Origin of the sequence: Enterobacter sp. ku-bf2 (assembly GCF_001742765.1) — a bacterium.
GTDB classification, from domain to species: domain Bacteria; phylum Pseudomonadota; class Gammaproteobacteria; order Enterobacterales; family Enterobacteriaceae; genus Enterobacter; species Enterobacter quasiroggenkampii.
Window position 1 is genome coordinate 198,163 of sequence record NZ_MDVW01000012.1, and the last position, 18,212, is coordinate 216,374.

At 51.9% G+C, this 18,212-nt stretch carries 19 protein-coding genes; 8 read left to right on the top strand and 11 right to left on the bottom strand.

The window, feature by feature from the left end:
• Positions 1 to 11: 11 nt before the first annotated feature.
• The 8 genes from BFG58_RS13290 to ygjG form a co-directional block, all read right to left on the bottom strand.
• The gene (locus BFG58_RS13290; protein WP_254665202.1) at positions 12 to 749 is read right to left on the bottom strand and encodes a molecular chaperone; all 738 of its coding nucleotides are present in this window, start codon (positions 747 to 749) and stop codon (positions 12 to 14) included.
• Positions 715 to 1,245 carry a fimbrial protein gene (locus tag BFG58_RS13295; protein ID WP_080474243.1) on the bottom strand — a complete coding sequence of 177 codons (531 nt, stop codon included), beginning with the start codon at positions 1,243 to 1,245 and terminating at the stop codon, positions 715 to 717. The genes BFG58_RS13290 and BFG58_RS13295 overlap by 35 nt, the downstream gene beginning before the upstream one ends.
• 9 nt (positions 1,246 to 1,254) lie before the next feature.
• Positions 1,255 to 1,797 carry a fimbrial protein gene (locus BFG58_RS13300; RefSeq protein ID WP_069719937.1) on the bottom strand — a complete coding sequence of 181 codons (543 nt, stop codon included), beginning with the start codon at positions 1,795 to 1,797 and terminating at the stop codon, positions 1,255 to 1,257.
• Between the two features lie 10 nt (positions 1,798 to 1,807).
• Positions 1,808 to 2,824, bottom strand: coding sequence for a fimbrial protein (locus BFG58_RS13305; RefSeq protein WP_045910051.1), 1,017 nt, complete (start codon positions 2,822 to 2,824; stop codon positions 1,808 to 1,810).
• Complete coding sequence (locus BFG58_RS13310) at positions 2,825 to 5,443, bottom strand: fimbrial biogenesis usher protein (RefSeq protein WP_045910050.1); 2,619 nt, start codon at positions 5,441 to 5,443, stop codon at positions 2,825 to 2,827.
• Between the two features lie 47 nt (positions 5,444 to 5,490).
• Positions 5,491 to 6,129, bottom strand: coding sequence for a fimbria/pilus periplasmic chaperone (locus BFG58_RS13315; protein WP_223540593.1), 639 nt, complete (start codon positions 6,127 to 6,129; stop codon positions 5,491 to 5,493).
• Positions 6,130 to 6,352: 223 nt separating this feature from the next.
• The gene (locus tag BFG58_RS13320) at positions 6,353 to 6,901 is read right to left on the bottom strand and encodes a fimbrial protein BcfA (protein WP_048028925.1); all 549 of its coding nucleotides are present in this window, start codon (positions 6,899 to 6,901) and stop codon (positions 6,353 to 6,355) included.
• A gap of 546 nt (positions 6,902 to 7,447) precedes the next feature.
• The gene (ygjG, locus tag BFG58_RS13325; protein WP_048224989.1) at positions 7,448 to 8,827 is read right to left on the bottom strand and encodes a putrescine aminotransferase; all 1,380 of its coding nucleotides are present in this window, start codon (positions 8,825 to 8,827) and stop codon (positions 7,448 to 7,450) included.
• Positions 8,828 to 9,262: 435 nt separating this feature from the next.
• Between ygjG and BFG58_RS13330 the strand changes: the two genes are divergently transcribed.
• Both BFG58_RS13330 and BFG58_RS13335 read left to right on the top strand, forming a co-directional pair.
• Complete coding sequence (locus tag BFG58_RS13330) at positions 9,263 to 10,783, top strand: PAS domain-containing methyl-accepting chemotaxis protein (RefSeq protein WP_047072884.1); 1,521 nt, start codon at positions 9,263 to 9,265, stop codon at positions 10,781 to 10,783.
• Between the two features lie 337 nt (positions 10,784 to 11,120).
• Positions 11,121 to 12,680, top strand: a complete 1,560-nt coding sequence (locus tag BFG58_RS13335) for a methyl-accepting chemotaxis protein (protein WP_045910045.1) — start codon at positions 11,121 to 11,123, stop codon at positions 12,678 to 12,680.
• Here the strand turns inward: BFG58_RS13335 and BFG58_RS13340 are convergent.
• A complete protein-coding gene (locus BFG58_RS13340) occupies positions 12,677 to 13,171 on the bottom strand; it encodes a PadR family transcriptional regulator (RefSeq protein WP_045910044.1) in 495 nt (164 codons plus the stop codon). The two genes, BFG58_RS13335 and BFG58_RS13340, sit on opposite strands and share 4 nt — an antisense overlap.
• Before the next feature lie 147 nt (positions 13,172 to 13,318).
• Between BFG58_RS13340 and BFG58_RS13345 the strand changes: the two genes are divergently transcribed.
• On the top strand, positions 13,319 to 14,083 hold the full coding sequence (locus BFG58_RS13345) for a siderophore-interacting protein (protein WP_069719938.1): 765 nt from the start codon (positions 13,319 to 13,321) through the stop codon (positions 14,081 to 14,083).
• Here the strand turns inward: BFG58_RS13345 and BFG58_RS13350 are convergent, their stop codons facing one another.
• Entirely contained in the window at positions 14,084 to 15,253 is a 1,170-nt protein-coding gene (locus BFG58_RS13350; protein ID WP_045910042.1) for a DNA repair protein, read from the bottom strand.
• Between the two features lie 397 nt (positions 15,254 to 15,650).
• Between BFG58_RS13350 and BFG58_RS13355 the strand changes: the two genes are divergently transcribed.
• Both BFG58_RS13355 and BFG58_RS13360 read left to right on the top strand, forming a co-directional pair.
• On the top strand, positions 15,651 to 16,154 hold the full coding sequence (locus tag BFG58_RS13355; RefSeq protein WP_080347321.1) for a hypothetical protein: 504 nt from the start codon (positions 15,651 to 15,653) through the stop codon (positions 16,152 to 16,154).
• Positions 16,151 to 16,498: a hypothetical protein gene (locus tag BFG58_RS13360; protein WP_048028933.1), complete on the top strand. Its 348-nt coding sequence runs from the start codon at positions 16,151 to 16,153 to the stop codon at positions 16,496 to 16,498. The genes BFG58_RS13355 and BFG58_RS13360 overlap by 4 nt, the downstream gene beginning before the upstream one ends.
• A gap of 55 nt (positions 16,499 to 16,553) precedes the next feature.
• Here BFG58_RS13360 and BFG58_RS13365 read toward each other — a convergent pair whose 3' ends face one another.
• A complete protein-coding gene (locus BFG58_RS13365) occupies positions 16,554 to 17,129 on the bottom strand; it encodes a phage repressor protein CI (RefSeq protein WP_045910040.1) in 576 nt (191 codons plus the stop codon).
• A 227-nt stretch (positions 17,130 to 17,356) separates the two neighbouring features.
• Between BFG58_RS13365 and BFG58_RS13370 the strand changes: the two genes are divergently transcribed.
• The 3 genes from BFG58_RS13370 (at position 17,357) to BFG58_RS13380 (ending at position 18,212) form a co-directional block, all read left to right on the top strand.
• Positions 17,357 to 17,695 carry a DUF5347 domain-containing protein gene (locus BFG58_RS13370; protein ID WP_023616298.1) on the top strand — a complete coding sequence of 113 codons (339 nt, stop codon included), beginning with the start codon at positions 17,357 to 17,359 and terminating at the stop codon, positions 17,693 to 17,695.
• 68 nt (positions 17,696 to 17,763) lie between these two features.
• Positions 17,764 to 17,991, top strand: coding sequence for a DUF2732 family protein (locus BFG58_RS13375; protein WP_023616297.1), 228 nt, complete (start codon positions 17,764 to 17,766; stop codon positions 17,989 to 17,991).
• Positions 17,991 to 18,212: a TraR/DksA family transcriptional regulator gene (locus BFG58_RS13380; protein WP_048028939.1), complete on the top strand. Its 222-nt coding sequence runs from the start codon at positions 17,991 to 17,993 to the stop codon at positions 18,210 to 18,212. The genes BFG58_RS13375 and BFG58_RS13380 overlap by 1 nt, the downstream gene beginning before the upstream one ends.

The following is an 18,212-nucleotide window of genomic DNA, read 5'->3' on the forward strand; positions in this document are numbered from 1 at the left end:
TAAGAACTGGACTACGACAAAAGTGTTTGCATTCGAACAGGCATAATGCGGCCATAGTCATTAATCGTTTGCCAGCGTACCTGGCACAGCGCGGCGTCTTTACAGCCTTCGAGCTCGCGCTTGCTAAAAGGGGCGACAACGCCGCCGTCGGGTATGTTTTTTCCCCCGAGGCTGAGCTGATAAAGCGTGATGTAATAAGGCGTCGGGTTATACACGACGACCTTACTTTTGCTTCGCGACCAGCGTAGAGCCTGATAAGCATCATCAGGATTACCGGTGAGCCCGGCGGGGCGATAAAAAAGTTTAAAGCGTGAACGCACTGCAGTCTGAACGCCTGCGGAGTGCTTGTTCGCAGAAGGAATGGCCGAAACGCTTAACGTGAACAGCGTTTCGCGATCTTCAGGTATGACGCCTCCCGTAAATATCAGGCGAACCGTGTTTTCACGTTCAGGATGCAATGAAAACAGCTGTGGCGTGGCGACAAATGCCGATTGCAACCCGGGCGGCGTTTCAGAGCCTGCCCAAAGGCCGCCTGGCTCGACTTTGGTGTAGATCAGGTAAGAAGCGTCAGAAGGGTTACGGACAGAAAAACTGATTGATTTCTCTCGTTCCGGATAGACAAAACGTGTTCCACCGATCGTGACCCCAGCCCTTGCCTGGGGCACGGTCATCGAGAATAAAAAGAGAAGCAGCATCGTCGCCGGGAATAAACGTTCACGCATAATTAAGAATAAATGTCGTCGTCGCATTTGCCGTCCCCGTGGTGACGGTACTGGCAGTGGCAATGTAGCGGGCGTAAAAATGCAGAATGGCGTCGCTTTGATGAGGGATAATCAAGACGTCCTGGCTTTTACTTCCGATGGAAATCAGCGATTTGTCCTGATTGTAAATACCTACACCGATGCCCGTCGCATAGCCTTCACCGCCGATGAGCGTTAGCAAATCGGGGTTTGCCGTGTCGGGTGTGCCATCAAAGGTAATACTGACGGAGCCTTCTGTTCCGGCACAGTTTTCCACATTAATGGCAAACGGGTGATAATCGGCCCCCATACCCGGTTGGGTGAAGTAGAGGCTTTGAACGCTGTCCATTGGGACCGTCAGCGTCTGTGAGTCAGGCGCGATAGTGCACGTCTTTTTATGGATAACGCCAGTGATATAAATTGTACCGTCGTGCGCCAGTGTACATTCAGAAAACAATGCCACCAGAAAAAGCGCGGTGAATATCATTGTTAATTTTTTTTTCATTTCCGCATCCTACTGATAGAGCAAATCAAAATACATAATGGCCGTTGCATTCCCAGGCGTAACCGCTGGCAGAGTAGATTTATACCGTAAATTAAACGTCAGGCTATTATCGCCTTGCTTTAACGGATAGATTGCTGATTCCACATTATTTATCTTGATTGGATTCAGTTCGGCATTGAGAAGCTCCACGCCAACGCCGGTCGCCATTTCGGTGGCCGTGCCTTTACCCGTGTCGCTCAGGGCTAACAGATCGGAATTATTACTATCGGGCGTACCGCTGAACCAGACTTTTGTTCCCTGGATGGCACGTGAACAATTATTCAGGTCGATGGTAAACGCTTTTTCTGGCGACGTTGTTCCAGGTACTGGAAATTCCGATGCGTCAAAGTCGCCCAGATCAACCGTTTGTTCTTTACTGTTCACATCAACATCACAGGACTCACCAATAATGGTGCCGAATATCTGGAGGTTAATTGACGCGCCATCATCCGCATAGGTGACCGGCATTCCGGAAAACAGCATCGCCAGCGGGAAAAAATAAACGATTTTCATTATTCACCCCTTACGCAAAATCGATACGTAAACATGCCAGAGCTGTGAAAACACCTTCTGCTGGAGCATTGCCTGTGGTGCTGATAGGGTAGGTTTTTAACGTTACATCGGCATGGCCCGTATCATCAGTAATAAAATCAGCGACACTGGACGTGTCGTTAGGGATCATGACGGTGCCATTTTCGTTGGTTACCACGACGCCAACATCTTTATTATCGGTTGCAAGCGCCTGGCTAACGTGCGTGTCTGCTGTTGCCACCAGTCGAAGCGTGAGATGCGCGGGTGATATCACGTCCGCATTACATTCGACAGGAACGTTAAAGGTTTTTACCGGCGCGTTATACGGCTTCTCACCGACGGTCGTGAATGAAGAACTGTTTAGTTTTCCCAGATCAACAGTGATCACCTGTCCCGCATTAATGACGCAGTTTTGCGGCACGGTTACGGCGCCGTTGTACGTAATTTGATAAACAATAGTATTCAGCGGGTCGGTGTTCGTTGTTGTAACATAAACATTGAACATCACTTTATTGGGGATAATCACCGTGCCAATAAACGGTTTGACAATTTTTATTCTGAACACCAGATTGGAATCATATACTGAAAAGGGTTCGTTAAGATCTTCTTTATCGACCCTCCAGTCTTTCCCCATATGGATGTAATCCGCAGGGGGATAATAATCACCAATATCAGAGTCGGTAATGCGCATCGCGCCCGCGATATAGGTTGGATCGAGGCTCATATATTTCCACTGATCTTCTGTGAAGATAACCGGAAAGGGGCTTCGGTATGAACGATAGGTTCGAGAATCCCCGTCAGGATGTTGTGCGCATATGGCTTCGACGCCCACATCCTGTGACTTAATCAGTTCAACAGCCTTTCCCAGCTGGTTTTCTTCTTTGGTCAACGTCGTTGACAGATCGTAATTTACAATCGTAATGCTATTTGAAAAATTATGGCAGATCACCGCCAGGCTTTTCGCTGACGTGACAAGACTCAGTAATAAAATAAAAATACGTAATTTCACCTATCGGCACTCCGCTTTTAAACGCACGAGGGACTGCTTTGTTTCAGTTAGCTTATAGATCGCAATACATTTTTTATCGCGGGTGTCGCCCCATTGCGCCGTCAGGGTGCCTGTTGAGCCTAGCCCTGACAGATAAGCTTCGCCGTTCTCGCCTACAATCGTGTCTCCCCCTTCATCACCGCGCGTGACAATGGCACCAAAGGGCACCGGTTGACCGTTATGAATTAATGAGATCATGGCACGATTGCCGGAGCGGGCTTTGAAGGTCGCGCGTACAAGGGCACCCTGGGTGGGAACAACCTGGGTAACGGCCTCGTCAATGTCCAGGTCGTCGCTCAGGGAGTTGGTATTCAGCGCCATACGGTTACGGTGGTATGCGCTGGCGTACGGCACAACGGCATAGCCTCGCCAGTCAGTGTGGATCCCGGGTCCGTCTTCAACCTTAACGTTGCTTGCGCCTGGCGCTGCGATCAGGACATTGGTATCGCCTAACGGCTGGCTCAAGGTAATGCCATTGCGGTGGGCGACAATACCGCCGCTGAGGCCATAGTTTATCTGTTGGTAATCGCCGTTATTACTGTAGTTGTACCCCAGGTTCGCATTACCGTAGGCGCTATCATATTCCGTACTGACGCTACCGCTGGCACCGGCATGCTGATTTTGATAACCCTGCTGAACGCTGTAGCTCAGGTTATTATCCTCAAGCAGCGTTCCGTTAATGCCCGCTGTGTTGGTAACCCTACCATTATCATCGGCGCTCATGCCGTAAGTGGTATAAATGCTGTTTAAACGTTTGGTCACGTCTCCACCCGGGTGGAGCCAGAGATTAAGCGGGAATGAGAGCGTTAACGAATAAATGCGATCGCTGTTGCTCATGCCTGGCGCTTTATTGTAGTTATACGTCAGGTTATAGCTCACGCCTGCTGCCGTTCCGCTATAGCCTAGCTGCAGAAGCGTGTTTTTTTCATCGGTATGCCAGTATGTTTGCTGACTGCCGTTGAGGAAAATCGACCCGGCCTGACCCAATTGCTGGGAAATATTGGCCTGTAACTTACCGCGTTTGGTGTAGTAGAGATTGTAATAATCAGTCCACACGGGCTCATGGTCTTCGGTGCCGTTATTCGGATCGTCCTGGCCGATATACCCTTTCATCTGCTTATAGGTGGTTTCATCCAGCGTATAAAAACCGGATGTTGAGTAGCGATAACCTAACAGCTGAAAGTTGGTTCCAACGTTGTTCAGCGATTTTGCATATAAAAAACGTATTGATTGCCCGCTGTGTGAGCTACCGTCGCTCAGTTCGCTTTGGGCATGGGTGAAATCGGCCGAGACAGCACCAAAGTTACCCAGGTTTACGCCGGAACCGGCGGCAAAGGCGGCGTATTTTTCCGTCAGCTGAGAACCGCCATAAACCGTAAACCCTTTGGGTAAACCCCAGATGAGCGTTCCCTGGACAAAGTTCACGTCCTCTTGCTGATCGCTGCTACTGCGATAACGGGCAGCGGTAGCGGAATATTTTACGCTACCTTCACGCTGTAAAACCGGAACCGCAGAATAGGGTACGGAGTAACTGTTGATCGTACCGTCAGATTCTTTTACCTCGACATTCAAATCGCCGCTGGATGAGGTGGGGTAAAGATCGGTAATCGCAAATGCGCCTGGCGGGACATAGCTTTGATAGATGGTGTAACCGTTTTGTTTAACCGTCACCTGCGCATTGGATTTCGCGATCCCGCGAATGGTGGGGGCAAAACCCTTCATGCTATCCGGCAGCATGTTTTCATCCGAATTGATCTGCACTCCCCGAAACGGCAGGCTATCGAAAATATCCGACGTTGTGTAATTTTCACCTATTGTGAGCTTGCTCTTCAGTGGGATAACGGCACGTTCGACGTAGGTTTTAATGTGCTGCCAGTCTGTGTAAGTCTCTGAACCGCTGCTGCTGTAGTTCCATGTGGAAAAATCCCGCAGTCGCCAGGGACCCAGGTTAAACCCGCTGTTCATTCCTAAAAAGTAGTTGTCGGTTGTCGAACCATGATCGCCGCTATTACGGCTGTGTGAACCCGTAAAGTCGTAATTCAGCAACAGGGCATTGATCCCTTCATCCCATTGTTCTGGAGGAATATAACCACGTGCGTTATTACGCAGCGCAGCTTGCGGGATGCTGATATCCAGGCGTTGCCGTTCAAAATCAAAAAGGGTGCTGGCCGCAGGGATGGCAGAAGGTAAGTCTGCACACTGGCTCTCTTTTTCGTCTTTCAAGCCTGGGAATGCATCGACATTAACGCCCATTGCATCCAGTGATTTGAGCGATAAACAGGGCGCGAGCCCCGTATCATCATCTGTGGGTTTTGACACCTTACGAATATTAAAGGTGATGTCGCGCGTGGCGATAAAATTGTCATTCAGCCAGACGTCTACGCGGTAAACCCCGGGCGCCTGACCTGAAGTACTAAAACGGGATAAATCCGCAACCGCAGCAGGATCGCTTGAGAGGAAGGCAGGGTTGAAATAATAGTTTGCATCCGCGCTAACGGATGATAAGGCACCGAGCATGGCCAGTGTGAGAGGGGCCAAACGATGAATGACAATCCTTGTCTGATACTTACGACACTTCATTTTTCCTGCCTGCTTCAACGCGCTATGTTCGTGTTTTTTCGGGAACGTTATGCTCCAGGGCATGACTGAACAGGTGTGGTAGCACCAAAATCATTAACCGTCTGGAAACTCACCTGGCTCCCGCTTCCTGCCGGGAGATCAATGACCAGACTGTTCATGGGCGAAACCATTGTGTTTGTTAATTTCGCGCTTCCGACTTTGAGTTGAACCAGAGAAACGTAATAAGGCGATGGGTTTTTGATGGTCAGTTTGCCGTTAGCCAGCGCGCAACGCAGCGTCTTTGGCGCATCAATGGACGGCGTCGGTAACTTTTTAGGACGAATAAAAAGCTTAATAACGCTTTGGGTCGCAATCTGCAGCGTATTTCCCTGCAACTTGCTTTTATCGACCGCCGGGATGGCTTTACTGTTGAAAAAAAAGACGCTTTCTCTGTCCGTAGGCAGATCCGGTCCAGCGTACATTATTCGCACAGTGTTTTCTTTTTTTGGATGCATCACAAAAAGTGGGGGAGTAACAATAAAATCCTGAGATTTAGACTGGTCAGCATTTGCTACCCAGGATTGCACTAAGAAGGCATTGTTCTCGGAAGTATTCGTAACAGGCAACGAAATCTGCTTATCACCCTGCGGATAAATGATTCGCGTTGCGCCAAGGCCGATACCACCAGCGTGAGCCATAGTCAGCATTGAAGCGGCTAATAAGAAACAATGAGTAATCAGCTGGCTGATAAAAGTTGCTGGAGTAATTCGTGTCATTTATATTTCACTTTCTTAAATATATAACTGAATACACAGGACACCGTATTTCGTTTAATCCTCTGTATTCAATACATATAAAAATGCGTGTTTACATTGAAAAAACCTCCTTCACACCGGGGCGTGAAGGAGGTTCAACAACCTTCCGTCCAGATCAGGAATAAACCATCTGGAAGGTTGCCGTAGACGCTACGTTACCCGGTGTTGCCGCGCCAGTTGCGATATAGTCAACGCTCAGTGGAATGATATTTTCACCGTTAATCAGACCGATCGCTGAAGACGTGGTTCCCAGGTCAAGTTTTTTACCGTCAGGGCCAAACAGTTGCAGAGCAACGTTCAGCGCAGACCCTGCACCCGCAGTATTCGCCATCGCACCCGGCTGAGTTGCATCCTGCTGGGCGTTAAAAATGACGGCAGCATTTTGGCTCACGGACGTGTCGCAGTCTTCCAGCTTGATGTGGAAATCTTCTTTCTGATTGGCCAGCATTCCGCTTTCAGTCAGTTTTACGGTACGAACCTGGCTAAGAATTACGGTCTGGTCGACGGAGTCTGCAGCGACTGAACACGCTGCATTCACAACCTGACCTACGAAGTTAACGGTACCGCCACTTACCGTTACCGTTGTGCTTTCCGCTTGTGCATTCATGGTTACAGCGCTTGCCATTGTGGCAGCAACAACCATTGCTAAGACATGCTTTTTCATACAAATCCTTTTAAATAAACAGTTCTCTGTCAAGTTGAAACAAAATTGTAAATACCTGAATAAAATAATGCTGGTTTAAAAAGCCTTGATATACAGCATTATACAATAAATATGTTTCGCACATTCTCATGATGTTCCGGGGAATTATTTTATGCGCTGATAAATATTATATCAATCTGTTGATTTCTCATTTTAAATTAGAAATTCTAAATGTATTTTTAACTTTATCTTTATTAATTTTTAGTATGAATTAGTACAGTAAACACTCGCCGCGGTGAAATTTTGCGGGTTTGTATCGCTGAGATTGATAATTGGAGTGTATTATTAAGTGTTGTCTTACAGTAAAGATTAAATATTTAATTTCGGGCTGAAATTACACGTCAAGGGAAGAGGCTATTCATTTTCATTATGGAATACTTGATTACAAATTGAAATGATTCGCGTCGGCGCTAACGTCACCTCTTCTTGCGAAAGCTGTACGGTCCGGGAATGAAGTCAATATCTGTCAACTCTGTTCCCGGACCGTACAAAAGAAAAGAGGAATAATTATATTTCTTCCACTTTTACCCGCAGCGCCACCAGCGCTTTACGCGCCGCTTTCAGCACCTGCTCACACTGCTCAATCGTCAACGTCAGCGGGGGTTCCACGCGGATGGTTTTTGAGTTGTTGAGCGTGCCGGCCACCAGCACCCGCTGGCGGAACATCTCGCTCGCGAAGCTGTAGCCGATTTCGTTGTCAACAAACTCAATGGCCATCAGCAACCCTTTGCCGCGCGCATCCTGGATCAAATCCGGGAATTCACGGCCCAGCTGGCGGAAGCCATCCAGCAGCATGTCGCCTTTTTGCTCCGCCTGCGCAGGCAGGTTTTGCTCCAGCAGCACGTTGATGGTCGCCAGCGCCGCCGCACAGGCCAGCGGGTTACCGCCAAAGGTGGTGGTATGCAGGAACGGATTGTCGAACAGCACCGAGAACACCTCTTCGGTAGCCACCGTTGCGCCAATCGGCATGACGCCGCCGCCCAACGCTTTCGCCAGGCACAGAATGTCCGGTTGAACGTTCTCGTGCTCGCAGGCAAACATCTTGCCGGTGCGCCCCATTCCGGTCTGGACTTCGTCGAGGATCAGCAGCGCGCCAAACTCATCGCACAGCTGACGCACGGCTGGCAGATAGCCCTGCGGAGGGAGGATGACGCCGCCTTCACCCTGAATCGGCTCCAGGATCACCGCCGCCACGTCATCGCCGGTTTTACGGCATTCGCTCAGTGCGGTGCGCATGGCGTTAATGTCACCGAACGGCACGTGGCGGAAGCCCGGCAGCAGTGGCATAAACGGTTTGCGGAACGTGGATTTCGCGGTCGCCGACAGTGCGCCCAGGGATTTACCGTGGAACGCGCCGCTGGTGGCGATGAAGGTGAATTTCCCGCGCGGCGACTGGTACGCTTTGGCGAGCTTAATCGCCGCTTCGACCGATTCCGTGCCGCTGTTGCTAAAGAAGCTGTATTTCAGTTTGCCGGGCGTTAAGGCCGCCAGCGTTTTCGCGAGCATGGCGCGAAGCGGGTCGAGCAGTTCCTGGCTATGGAGAGGTTGTTTCGCAAGTTGATTCTGTACGGCGGAAACCACAACTGGATTACGGTGCCCCACGTTGAAAATTCCAAAACCTCCCAGGCAATCGATAAACTCCTGTCCCTGGGTGTCGACAAGCGTGTTCAGACTTCCCGCTTGCCACTCTACGGCTCCGTAATCCCCGCCGGCGGTAACAGATTTGCGATACTCCAGAAACCCTGGATTGACGTGCTCTTTAAAGTAATCGATGACCTCTCGGTTAAGTTGTTTCATCTCCTCATGATCAAGCGTTCGTTTCTCAATGAGATTCAGTGCGTGCGCGGTACAGGCAAGAGCCGAGGCGCTGGAAGGTAACCTGTTCAAAATGTGCTCCCGGGGATCGCGTATCACATGATACTGGTTTAAGTATTGCAGGGATTACGCCACTTCAGATGCCTTAACGAAAATCGGGATAAACGCCAGGTTAAAATAATGTTGCACAATATTTAATCATGCCGATAGAAGCCAAACGAGATTTAGCGGTACGGGGCAGAGAATATAAAGAAGGGGGTAAAAGCGCCGCTGCACTAAAGAAGTGCATACGCTGCGACTTAAGCGGGCATTAACGAGTCATGCTTTGTGGGTAATTTCTCTGCGAAAGTATTTGAAATCAATGGATTAAAAAATCGTACAAAAAGTATGGTTTAAGTCAAATCTGCGATCTCCATCAAGTTTAACAACTAAAGATAAATTGTTTACCGCCGAAAAAACAATGACCCACAAAATTAACATTCAAATAACCTGCAAGGGATGCACGCCATGTCCTCTCCAACCTATGTCACCCAGAATGAATATCCTCTGGACGATGACACCACCTTAATGTCTACCACAGACATCCACAGCTACATTACCCACGCCAACGACACCTTTGTGCAGGTGAGCGGTTACCAGCTCGATGAGCTGACGGGCCAGCCGCACAATATGGTGCGCCATCCCGATATGCCAAAAGCCGCGTTTGCCGATATGTGGTACACGCTGCAGCAGGGCGAGCCGTGGAGCGGGATTGTCAAAAACCGGCGCAAAAACGGTGACCACTACTGGGTGCGTGCTAACGCGGTGCCGATGGTGCGCCGTGGGCAGGTGACGGGCTATATGTCGATTCGCACCAGAGCCACAGCGGAAGAGATCGCCGCCGTGGAGCCGCTCTACCGGGCGCTGAACGACGGGCGCTGTAAAAAACGTATTCACAAAGGGCTGGTGGTGGGAAAGGGCTGGCTGGGCAAACTGCCGGCCATGCCGCTGCGCTGGCGCGTGCGCAGCGTGATGGCGGTGCTCTTTGCCGTACTCGCCGCCACGCTGGCCGCAACCTCCGCCGGATGGACGCCGCTCGCCGCTGCCGCGGTGGTGATGCTGCTGGGAACGCTGCTGTTTGAGCAACAGATTGTCCGCCCGATCGAGAATGTGGCGCGACAGGCGCTGAAGGTCGCCACCGGCGAGCGCAATAGCGTGCAGCACCTGAACCGCAGCGACGAGCTGGGCCTGACGCTGCGCGCGGTAGGGCAGCTTGGCTTGATGTGCCGCTGGTTGATCAATGACGTGTCGAGCCAGGTGGTGAGCGTCCGTGACGGCAGCGACAGGCTGGCGCAGGGAAATGAAGATCTGAACGATCGTACGCGTCAGACCGTCGCGAACGTGCAGCAGACCGTCGCGACAATGAACCAGATGGCCGCGTCCGTTCAGAGTAACTCCGAAACCGCCGCCGAGGTGGACAAACTCTCCGTGGCCGCGAGCAGCGCGGCAACGAAAGGGGGCAATGCGATGCAGACCGTCGTTAAAACGATGGATGACATTGCCGACAGCACGCAGCGAATTGGCTCGATTACCTCTCTGATTAACGATATCGCTTTCCAGACTAATATTCTGGCGCTGAACGCGGCGGTTGAAGCGGCAAGGGCAGGCGAGCAGGGTAAAGGGTTTGCTGTGGTCGCGGGCGAAGTCCGCCATCTTGCCAGCCGCAGCGCCAGTGCGGCTAATGATATTCGTAAACTCATTGATGCCAGCGCCAGCAAGGTGCAGTCCGGCTCTGAGCAGGTACACGCTGCGGGCCGTACGATGGATGATATCGTTGTGCAGGTGAAAAACGTGACGCAGCTTATCGCCCAGATCAGCCACGCGACCTCCGAGCAGGCAACCGGGTTATCAGAGTTAACCCGTGCGGTGGCTGAACTTGACAGCATCACGCAGAAAAACGCCGACCTGGTGGAGGAGAGCGCGCACATTTCTGCCATGGTGAAGCATCGCGCCGGACGTCTTAAGGATGCGGTGACCGTGCTCCATTGAGTCAGTCATGTTCCAAAAAAGCCGTTTATACCATAAGGAATAAACGGCTTTTTATTTTTCCCATTGTGACTATTAATGTGGTTTATTGTTAATTTAATATTAAATAACTAAAGAAAGTGCCTCAGTTATTTATTCCTGCCTAAGTCAGTTCTTCAGAATCCTGTTTCAAAAATACCCCGTTTGACGGTCTGGTAACGATCGATGAAGCAATATTAATAGCCTACACCTATGCATTGTGAGGGTTATGAAATAAAAAAACGATCAAAGTCATAAAGTTAGCCAATCCGTTACCGATAACAGCGATCGTCTGAGAAATAATCACATCGATGGAGTAAATATGTTCTTACATGACGTAAAGATCGGCACGAAATTATTTCTGGCGTTTGGGTTCTTTATTGTCCTGATGGCGATCAGCGCAAGTGTGTCTTTGCTGAGCCTGAATCGGGCAAATAATGGGATGCAATCCATTATTACCCATGACTATCCGACCACGGTAAAAGCGAACCAGTTAATCGATAACTTCCAGGAATTTATTAGCACTCAACAGCTGATGCTGCTGGACGAGCAGGGTACTTACACGGGGCAATCTCAGCAGCGCCTGAAAGAGATCAGCGAGCATATTACGGTGATTCTGGGCGAGCTGAACAACGCCTTGCAGGATCAAAAGTCTCAGCAGGTGTTGGCGGATATCCGCAGCGTGCGCCAGCAGTATCTGGATTCGCGCTATCGTATTTTGCAGGCAGTGCAGAACAACAACCGTGCGGGCGCCATTCAGGAGATGATGACCACCACCCTTGCCGTGCAGCAGGCTTATAAAGCGAAGGTGAAGGAGTTGATTGCCATTCAGAACAGCGAGATGCAGCGTGCGGGTACGCAGGTGGAAGGGGATTTCAGGTCTAACCGTCTGCTGCTGATCCTGCTCACGCTCTTTAGCGTTGCGGCAGGCAGCCTGATTGGCTGGTTTATCGTGCGCGCTATCACCCGCCCGCTCGGTGAGGCGGTGAATTTTGCAAAAGCGATTTCAGAGGGCGATCTGACGGGCAGCATCACGCCGCACGGCAAAGACGAAACGGGCCTGTTGCTGCATGCGCTGATGGAGATGAAGACGCGTCTGCTGGACATTGTGCAGCAGGTGCAGACCGGCTCGGAGAATATCTCCAGCGCAGCCGCGCAGATTGTCGCCGGTAACCAGGATCTGGCCGCACGCACGGAAGAGCAGGCCAGCTCCGTTGAACAGACTGCCGCCTCGATGGAGCAGATCACCGCGACGGTGAAAAATACCGCCTCGCATACCGGTGAAGCGACCAATCTTTCTGCCGATGCCGCCACGGTGGTCAAAAACAACGGTGAGATGATGAAGCAGGTGACCAGCAAAATGCGCCTGATTAACGAGACCTCCAACCGGATGTCCGACATTATCGACCTGATCGACGCCATTGCATTCCAGACCAACATTCTGGCGCTGAACGCGGCGGTGGAAGCGGCGCGCGCCGGTGAGCATGGCCGCGGCTTTGCGGTGGTCGCCGGAGAGGTGCGCCAGCTTGCCCAGAAGAGCGCGTCGTCTGCCAGCGAAATCCGGGAGCTGATTGAGAGCTCCACCAGCCAGACCCAGGACGGGATGAACCTGGTCGAAAAAGCGAGTGGGCTGATTAACGGCATGGTCGGCAACGTGGAGGAGATGGATGCGATCCTGCGTGAGATCCGTCAGGCCAGCCATGAGCAGACGGAGGGGATCTCGCAGATCAACAGCGCGATTGGTCTGATTGACGCCACCACCCAGCAAAACTCCGCGCTGGTGGAGGAGTCCGTCGCGGCGGCGGCATCGCTTAATGAACAGGCGATGCACCTTAAAGAGCTGGTACGCGTCTTCCGCGTGAGCGAGCACGCACCGGCTTAATCCAGTTGGGAGATCTCCAGCGCCGCGCGGTCAATCACGCCGATAATCTGCTTAAGCTGCGCGTCGCTGAGCTCTCCCTGATTTACCTTCAGGTCCAGTACCGCTTTGAAGTTATCCAGAGCCCGCTTCATCTGCGGGTTTTTGCGTAGCTGAAAGCCGACGCTGCGCGCTTTGATACGCACCTGGATCTGTTCCAGCTGTTCCTGGTTTTCATCCAGCCAGCGTTGTCCTTCAGCGGTAATCGCAATGCGCTTACGCCCGTTTTCTTCTTCCGTAATGGTGATAAACGTCTGATCCTGAAGATAATCCAGGGTGGGATAGATGACGCCCGGGCTCGGGGTGTAGTTTCCCTGCGTCAGGTTCTCGATCTCTTTGATCAGCTCGTAGCCGTGGCTTGCGCTACGGGTCAGGATATCCAGAATCACCAGCCGCAGATCGCCGTGGCCAAAAAAGCGCGGTCGACGCCCGCCGCCATCGTGTTCGTGTCGCATAATATGCCCTTCATTTTGATATATCTAAACTATATCTAAGATATATTCAGATGCAATCTAAAAAATCTTGCATTTTTCCTTATTAGTAATCATTATCATTTGGAAATTGATTTAGATATATCGTATTCACCAGAAAAGGGTCTAAAAATGGCATCTACCCGTTATCCACAGCGTGTTCGTAATGACCTGCGTTTTCGCGAACTGACGGTGCTCCGCGTTGAGCGCGTCAACGCGGGTTTCCAGCGCATTGTGCTAGGCGGCGAGGCGCTGGAGGGCTTTAGCTCCCGCGGTTTCGACGACCATACCAAAGTCTTTTTCCCGGCACCCGGGACGACGTTTACGCCGCCGGTGGTCACCGATGAAGGCATCGACTGGGGTGACGGCGTGCGTCCGCAGGCGCGCGACTATACGCCGCTCTACGATGAGGCCCGTCTTGAACTGGCGTTGGATTTCTTCATTCATGACGGCGGCATAGCCAGCGGATGGGCGCTACAAGCGAAGGTAGGCGATAAGCTGACCATCGGCGGCCCGCGCGGTTCGCTGGTGGTGCCGGAGGATTACGCCTGGCAGCTGTACGTGTGCGACGAGTCCGGCATGCCCGCGCTGCGTCGACGCTTAGAGAGCATTGCGCAACTGCCGGTTCGCCCGGACGTGCAGGCGATCGTGACGGTTGGGGATGAATCGTATAAGGACTATCTGGCGCACCTGAGCGCGTTCAACATCACCTGGGTGGTGGGCCACAGCGAGCAGGCAGTCGCGGACCATCTGGCGACGCTGACCGTTCCGGGGGACGATTACTTTATCTGGCTGACCGGGGAAGGGAAGGTGGTGAAAAGCCTGAGCCGTCAGTTTGAAGCCGACGCCATTGACCCGCAGCTGGTGCGTGCCAGCGCATACTGGCACGCCAAATAATCAGGCTGCCGAATCCAACTGCGCTTCGCTCACCTGATGTTCGAGCGAGGCGCGGACCTCGTGCAGCGCTTTCTCCTGCTGAGCAAAGTACGCTTCCATATTGCTCAGCGAGGAGACCAGCAGCCAGGACTCCTCTTTCTCCAGCTCCGCCAGCTCGTTCACTAAGGTGTCGATCTGCTCGCGGACCTGCGCCATTTTTTTGCGGATACGTTCCAGATCGTTCAGCCTGTCGCTGGCCATCAATGGCTCGAAGCCCTGCTGCAGGCGGGCCACCAGCGAGCGAATGGCTTTCACGTCGCCGCGCTGCTTCGCCTGGTTAAGCTGCACCATCATGTTGTTGGCTTCTTCTTTCAGATCGTCCGCCACCAGATCCGGGTGGCAGAGCTTGCTCGCCTGCCGCCAGAGACGCTTGAGTTCGTTCTGGTCCTCTTGCGAAAGATGCTTACCTTTGCGCAGCCGCACTTCGGCATCGTGATGCTGTTCGCGATACTTCTCGTACTCTTCGTTGGCCTCGTCGCGAGCCTGACGCGCAGGCTCCTCTTCGCGCGTTAAGCCGCTCTCCAGCTCCTGCGCTTCGGCCAACAGGTTGGCAATCAGATTGCTTTGCTGCTCCAGATGCTTACGTGCCTCGGCGGCCTGGACGGAGTCAGCCGGGAGATCGCGCCAGCGCTGGGTGAGCGTCGCCAGCACCTCTACCGCCTGGGCCATATAGTGCTGGCAGCGACGGTAATCCTCCTCGCGACGACGCGCTTCCGCCTGCTGACGACGCAGGTTCAGCTCCGCCAGCGTTTTTCGCAGGGCGAGGATCTGCTGCATCAGCGGCCCGAGGCGGGAGAAATAGAGATCGTTGAACTCATCAAGCTGCTGCACCCGCGCGTTGCGGCGGTCAATCAGATCGCGCAGACGCTCTTCCAGCGCCTTCAGCTCCAGCTTGCTGGCCGCCACCTGCGGATCGCGCCACGGGGTCACGGCGCGCTGGCCCTGCAGCCAGGCGGTAATGGCCGCCATGGCCGCGGTGTAGTTCTTCTCCTCAAGCGCCACGACGATTGCCTGTAGCTCATCGTCAAACGCTTCATTTTTCAGGCGTGTCAGCTGGCTCTGGATGATGTCATCATCTTCCAGCTCAATGGCATTTTTAATGATTTCTAGCCGTTTGATCGGTGTGCTCATGATGCCTTTCGCTTTGGCGCTTAAGTATTTGAGTTAAGGTTAGTTGTTGTAAAAGCTACAGGAAATAATACACACGGATGATGATCGGCGCGATGGGGGATTTCTTTAGTTTTGCAGTTTGTGAGTAAAGGAACTGGAGGGGTTGAGTTTACGGTTCCCGCTCTGCCAGTGTTACCACGCTTGAAGAGTGAGCCAACATTGGCGATTCGTTGTTCAAAGAGTATTAATAAACTCCTCAAAATCCAACGGCACGCGCATTTTTATTACACTAAACCTAAATTTATTTTTTTTAGTTGACCTTTATATCTATGAGTGATTTGTTAATAACATTCAGGGATGTTAATGCCTCGGGGTGTCTCTCTGAAAAATAAGCAAGGATATATATAAAGGTAACGGTATGCGATTTTTAAAATATATAATTATTCCAGCAATAGTGAGTCTTTCTGGCTGCAGTACTTTCTTTCCTGAGCCGAAAATGTACACGCCACCGCCGAGTAGCGAGGATGTCGCTAAGCTTCGTCTCATTGGGCCGCCGATGAGTTATGGCATCTATCAGTATGATAAATCTGGTAAAGAAACAGGTGGGTGGGTACTTAAGCACAATCGTTATTTGAACCCTTTCCTTGGGTCGACGAAAGATATTGGTCTCCCTAAAGTCACGGGGAAGAAATACGACAAAGACTATTTCGAAACGTTGATTGTGCCAGATGAAAAAACCACTATCCAGCACGCTTTATATCAGGGATGTAATGTATCGCTGACTTTCACGCCAGAAAAGAAAAAGATCTACGAAGGGCATATTAGCTATAGCGATAAAACGGGATATTGCGTGCTTTATATGAAAGAAGTCGCGCTTGATACCGTCAATGGCATTTATGTTGAAAAGGATTTTGTACAGTGAAAGCCATTAACTTTTTAGGTGTGGCGTTAGCCTGTCTCCTGAGCGCCTCATGTGCATCGAACTACGACGGAACCAAGGCGACAAGCCTGGCTCAGTATTCGGAAAAAGAGATAAAGCAGAAGCTGATCCCAGAGGTCACGACCCGCAAAGATGTGCTGATTGCTTTTGGCGTACCAGCAAATACGGCTGACTACAATAATACGCGCCACTGGGAGTATACGTCGCAGATCATCGATCGTCGTATCTATCTCATCATTCCTCTTAATCTGGATCGCAAGCAGCACCTGTCCGTCGATTTTTCTGACAAAGGAATTCTGACTTCTTACAACTACATCGAAAAATAGCATTTAAAATCAACCAAAAGGCTGGCGAATCTCGTCAGCCTTGAATTTAGTATCCTCAGCTTACTTCGCTATAGATCCCCACCACGCGTCCCACCGTTTTTATCTCGTCGATACCGCATTCAAAGGGAACCTTGCCGCCCGCCACGTGAAGTTTTTTCCCCGGCAGCAGCGTCAGATCGCGGATGCTGGCGGTGCCTTCAATCTCAACCAGCCACAGGCCGTCGGTTAACGACGCCTCTTTTTCGATAAAGTGCAGCTTCCCCTCTGCCCGGACGGCGATGCCGCGCGTCAGCGGTTTGCTAAAGAAAGCAGCGTCGATACTCAAAATGGAATTTTCTTCCAGCCTCCCGTCACTGAGTGTGAATGTCGCAACCGAAACGGGATCGCCCGGGGCGGGGTTTCCTGCAAACTGCGCACCCTGGCCGGTCATCAGCCAGCGAAGGCTGGCGCCGGTGTCCAGCGCACACTGAACCGCAAAGTCGTAAGAGATGGTACCGCGCGCGTAGCGGTTCTGAAGCGAGCTGGCGGCGATATTAAAGTGTCGGGCCAGCTGGATTTTCTGCGTGAAACCATATACCTGACAGATTCTATCGAGCAATTCTTCATTATTCACTTGAGAATCTAGTATCAAAATATATTCCTTTGGGTGTTTACTAATACTCATTTGGGTATTAGTATCATTACAAATTCGGGCAATCAGCGGCAGACGTTGGCAAACTGAGGCTAATGATTGCAGGCATTATCAAAATGGGAATCATGCAGCATGGCTTCCGAAATCGCAATCCTTAAACGGCGGAAAAAGCCGTGCTCTGCCCGTTTTGAACGCATTAGCGTGCATACATTTACGCGAGGGGAGATATGGCGATAGAAGCTGCCCGTGCAAGGGTTCCACTAAGCGTGGGGGCGCGTCTTAGCGGGCTTAACCACATCGCTGAACTGCGCGCCCGCTACGGGAGCGATAGCGGGAAAGAGCTGGCACGGTTTATGGCTGACATGCGCGATAAGCGCGATCCCTTTTTTGAGGAGAACAGCAGGGCGCTGGCCGCTCTCTTTTTCCTGGCGAGATTACCCGTCGCCCGTCATGAGTGCGATATCAGCGAGCTGACCACAGAGGAGAAAAGAGCGCTAATTACCGCGATGAATCATTTTCGTGCTGTTGTGAGTTTATTTCCTGAACGGCTGACCATGCCGTTGTAACCCAACCCAAAAACGAATGGCGTAAACCCGCCGGGCACCCTGTTGCCTGAATTTAAGGAGAACGCGTAATGCGACACAGTGAAAACCGCCCTTATCCGATCGGAAGTGAAGAACTGCAACGCCTGCTGATGGAGGCAAAAACAGAGGAACGATGCGCGCGCGCCCTTGCGGTCTCCCTGCGTCTGGAGGCGCTGGCGAGCCAGATCTACAAAACCGGCATGAGCGGGGAAGACGTTGCCGAACTGCTGTGCCACGAAGCGGCCCGCTACGAGCGTGAATCCCAGGAGCTGCACTGATGGCCGATTTTATCGATCTTGCCCAGGCGCGCGAGCAGGAAGACAGAGAGCGCCACATTAATAGCGCCCGCAGACGACCCGCATCGCCTTCACGTTTCTTCTGCGAGGAGTGTGAGGCTCCAATACCGCAGGCGCGCCGTATGGCGGTGCCCGGCGTGGCCCTGTGCGTCACCTGTCAGGAGATCGCGGAGATGAAAAATAAACACGTCCGGGGAGGGTGA